At 42.0% G+C, this 3,878-nt stretch carries 4 protein-coding genes; all 4 read left to right on the forward strand.

Going from position 1 to position 3,878, the window contains the following annotated elements:
* Positions 1-1,253 (forward strand): ABC transporter ATP-binding protein (locus IQ229_RS17110; protein WP_194045745.1); only part of this gene is annotated, 1,253 nt, incomplete at its 5' end.
* 75 nt (positions 1,254-1,328) lie between these two features.
* A complete protein-coding gene (locus IQ229_RS17115; RefSeq protein WP_194045746.1) occupies positions 1,329-1,955 on the forward strand; it encodes a Uma2 family endonuclease in 627 nt (208 codons plus the stop codon).
* Between the two features lie 181 nt (positions 1,956-2,136).
* On the forward strand, positions 2,137-3,201 hold the full coding sequence (locus IQ229_RS17120; RefSeq protein WP_194045750.1) for an ABC transporter permease: 1,065 nt from the start codon (positions 2,137-2,139) through the stop codon (positions 3,199-3,201).
* A gap of 75 nt (positions 3,202-3,276) precedes the next feature.
* Positions 3,277-3,878, forward strand: a 602-nt coding sequence (locus IQ229_RS17125) for an ABC transporter permease (RefSeq protein ID WP_194045748.1), incomplete at its 3' end; no start/stop codon positions are given.

Raw genomic sequence — 3,878 nt, forward strand, 5'->3', positions numbered from 1 at the left:
GTATTGGCATGATTTACCAACACTTCATGCTTGTACCGAAATTGACTGTCACAGAAAATATCATTTTAGGGATGGAGAAAACTTGGCGGCTAAATATAGAAGATAAACAGCAAGAAATCGCCGTATTATCCCAAGCTTATGGATTAGAAATTGACCCCACTGCCAAAGTTGAAAATTTATCTGTTGGGGCACAACAACGGGTAGAAATTCTCAAAGTTCTCTACCGTCGAGCAAAGTTGTTGATTCTTGATGAACCTACAGCAGTTTTGACACCGCCCGAAGTAAAATCATTAATTGCTATCTTGCGCCAATTGGCAGCCGCAGGTAGCACAATTATTTTTATCAGTCATAAATTAGAAGAAGTAATGAATCTCTGTGATTCAGTCACAGTTTTGCGCCAGGGAAAGGTAGTAGCAACAACATCAACTGAAGCGGCGACACCTCAGCAGTTAGCAACATTAATGGTAGGACGGGAGGTAGCTTTACAGTTAAATAAAAGTCCTACATTACCAGGAGAAATCATCCTATCGGTGCAAAATTTACAAGTTACTGATGAAAGAAATATTCTTGCTGTAAATAATGTCTCTTTTGAACTGCGGGCGGGAGAAATTTTAGGAATCGCTGGTGTCGATGGCAATGGACAGCGAGAATTAGCTGATGCGTTGGCAAAGCCCGTCGCAGACATCGCTTTTGTGCGGACTATTAAGCAGGGTAAAATTGAGTTTACGCCCAAGGATTCCTCAGTGGGCTACATCCCAGAAGATAGGCAGACAATGGGATTGGTGTTGCAATTTAGCATCGCCCAAAATTTGATTTTAAAAGCTTTTAAATATCTGCCATTTTGTCGCCGTTTTTTGTTACAACAAAAAGCGATCGCAAATCGTGCCCAAGTTGCAATGCAAGAGTTTGACATTCGGGCGAATGGGATTGATATCAAGGTAAGTCAGCTTTCGGGAGGAAATCAACAAAAGGTGGTGTTAGCGCGAGAACTGGTACATTCTCCTGCTTTAATTATCGCTATGCAACCCACCAGGGGGTTAGATGTCGGGGCGGCAGTAGCCGTTCAGTCTCGAATCTTAACAGAACGCGATCGCGGTGCGGCAATTTTGTATATTTCTACTGAGTTGGAAGAAGTGATGGCAATGAGCGATCGCATTGCTGTAATCTACAGAGGTGAGTTTGTGGCTATTTTGGATGCAGCCACAGCGAAAGTGGAAGAAATTGGTTTGTTGATGGCTGGGGGATTTTCTTGATAAATTTACTAAACGAAAATCTAAATCAGTAGACAATTAACAATAAAAACAGAAAAAATTCATAAAGGTGACTCTATGACTCAAGCTTTACCTAAAACCAAGCTAGTAACCTTTGAAGAATTTGTACAGTGGAAACCCGACGGTGGGCGATATGAACTGCATGATGGAGTAATTGTAGAAATGACACAACCATTAGGCGATCATGAAGAGATCACAGGATTTTTAGCTACAAAAATTCCAATCGAATACGATCGGCTTAAACTTGCTTACTTCATACCAAAAACAGCACTCGTAAAACCACCTGAAAATGAATCCGGTTATTCTCCAGATGTATTAATAATCAATCGCTCCAATCTGGTAAATGAACCTTTGTGGAAAAAGGAATCTACTGTTACTCAGGCCGCATCAATTCCTCTGGTGATTGAGGTAGTTAGTACCAATTGGCGTACTGACTATTACACTAAGCGTGGTATGTATGAAGAAGTTGGTATTCTAGAGTATTGGATTGTAGATTACCTAGCTCTGGCAGGCAAATCGTTCATTGGCAATTCCAAAGAGCCTACAATATCGATTTATTCACTAGTCGAGGGCGAATACCAAGTCAGACAGTTCCGTGGGAGCGATTGCATTATCTCACCTACTTTCCCAGAATTGAATTTAACCGCCGAGCAGATTTTTCAAGCTGGAAACACTACCACATAAAGTTGACTTAAATTGATTTTAGGAGATAGCAAGCCATATTTGATTAAGTTGCCTGACTTCGGAACTTAAACTTATAACATTGAGAGATGCAGAGAAGGCGATCGCTTTAGGAAAGTTTCAAAATGCAATTTTCTATGTTCCCAGTTATGTCTCAGTGCAAGCGTTCTATTGGGTTAGGCTCGTGCTGACACTAATTAATCGGATTCATCCTAGATTGCTGCCCATACTATCACCGCTAATTGCGATTTCCTCCGCCCTCATTGTCGGTGCTATTCTCATGCTAATTGCTGGGGCAAATCCCATCACCGCATACAGCATCCTATTTCAAGAATCTCTCTCTACCTACTTTGGATTTGGTAACACTCTCACCAAAATGACACCGCTATTATTCGCTAGTTTAGGCGTATTAGTGGCGTTGCGGGCTGGGCAATTTAATATTGGTGGAGAAGGGCAAATTTATCTGGGTGCGTTGGGAAGTACTTTAATTGGGTTATACGTGCAAGGATTACCTGCGGTGATTCATATCCCCTTAGCACTTTTGGCAGGATTTTTCTTTGGTGCAGTTTGGGGTTGGATTCCTGGTTATCTCAAAGCCATGCGCGGAGTGAATGAGGTAATTACTACATTGTTGCTCAACTATATCGCCGTGAATTTAGTTAGCTACCTCGTCCAAAATCCATTAATGGCAACAGGTGCGCCTAGTCCTTATTCGCCATTAATTGCTAAAACATCGCGTTTGCCGATTATATTACCGCAAAGCCTTGCCCATGCTGGGATTTTATTCGGTTTAATTGCCGCAGGTATTTTATGGGTATTGTTAGTGCGATCGCCTCTAGGTTATCAAATTACAGCAGTGGGATTTAACCCCATTGCCGCCCATTATGCACACATATCTGTTGAACGTACCATTATGCTGGTGATGGCTGCTGCGGGTGGTTTAGCTGGGTTAGCTGGGAGTTGTGAGGTGATGGGGTTAAAATATCGACTATTTGAACAAGTTTCCCCAGGTTATGGATTTGATGCCATTGCGATCGCTTTTTTAAGTCGTGGTAGTGTTATTGGTGTAGTATTAACTTCTTTGTTTTTTGCAGCGCTTCGCAGTGGTGCAAATGTGATGCAGCGTAGTGCAGGTGTGCCGGTAACTGTAGTTTACGCGATTCAGGGGTTTATGGTGTTATTTATTGCTATCAGTTTCGCAATCGAAAGAGAAATAAGAGTAAAAACGCAAAGGGACGCAAAGGTTTAACGCAAAGGAACACAAAGAAAACTCTGCGATACTTTGCGCTTCCCTCCGCGAACCTCTGCGTTAAAAAATAACCCTATGAATAATCTCAACTTCTTCTCTGATTACTTAATAGCTACCTTACGTCTAGCCATCCCCCTAGCATTTGCAGCCCTTGGAGGATTGTACTCGGAACGTTCGGGCGTATTAAATATCGCCTTAGAAGGAATGTTGCTTACAGGTGCTTTTACTAGTGCTGCTGCTACTTTCTACACAGGTAATCCCTGGCTTGGTATCCTCGCTTCCTTAATTGCAGGGGGATTAGTCGGACTACTCCATGCTTTTTTATGTGTAACTTTGCGTGTCGATCAATTAGTATCTGGGCTAGCAATTAACCTTGTCGCATCTGGATTAACATCGTTTCTGGCCCGGTTAGTGTTTAGTGGCAGTAGTACGCAGCAGTTACCTGGAATTGGAGCAATTATGATTCCTGGTTTAGCTAATATTCCCCTGATCGGGCCGCTACTATTTCAGCAAGATTTTTTAGTATATTTATTATTTATCTTAGTTATTTTAACTACATACATTTTATTTAAAACTAGCTTTGGGCTGACATTGCGGGCAGTGGGTGAATCTCCGAAAGCTGCTGACACTGCTGGAATTTCAGTACAACTTGTCCGTTATATCGCTGTGGTAATTAG

It is taken from the genome of Nostoc cf. edaphicum LEGE 07299 (assembly GCF_015207245.1).
Taxonomy (GTDB): domain Bacteria; phylum Cyanobacteriota; class Cyanobacteriia; order Cyanobacteriales; family Nostocaceae; genus Nostoc; species Nostoc edaphicum_B.

Bases quoted from the DNA above. Each gene is read 5' to 3' on its own strand.
- IQ229_RS17115 (WP_194045746.1), top strand. From the start codon at position 1,329: ATGACTCAAGCTTTACCTAAAACCAAGCTAGTAACCTTTGAAGAATTT.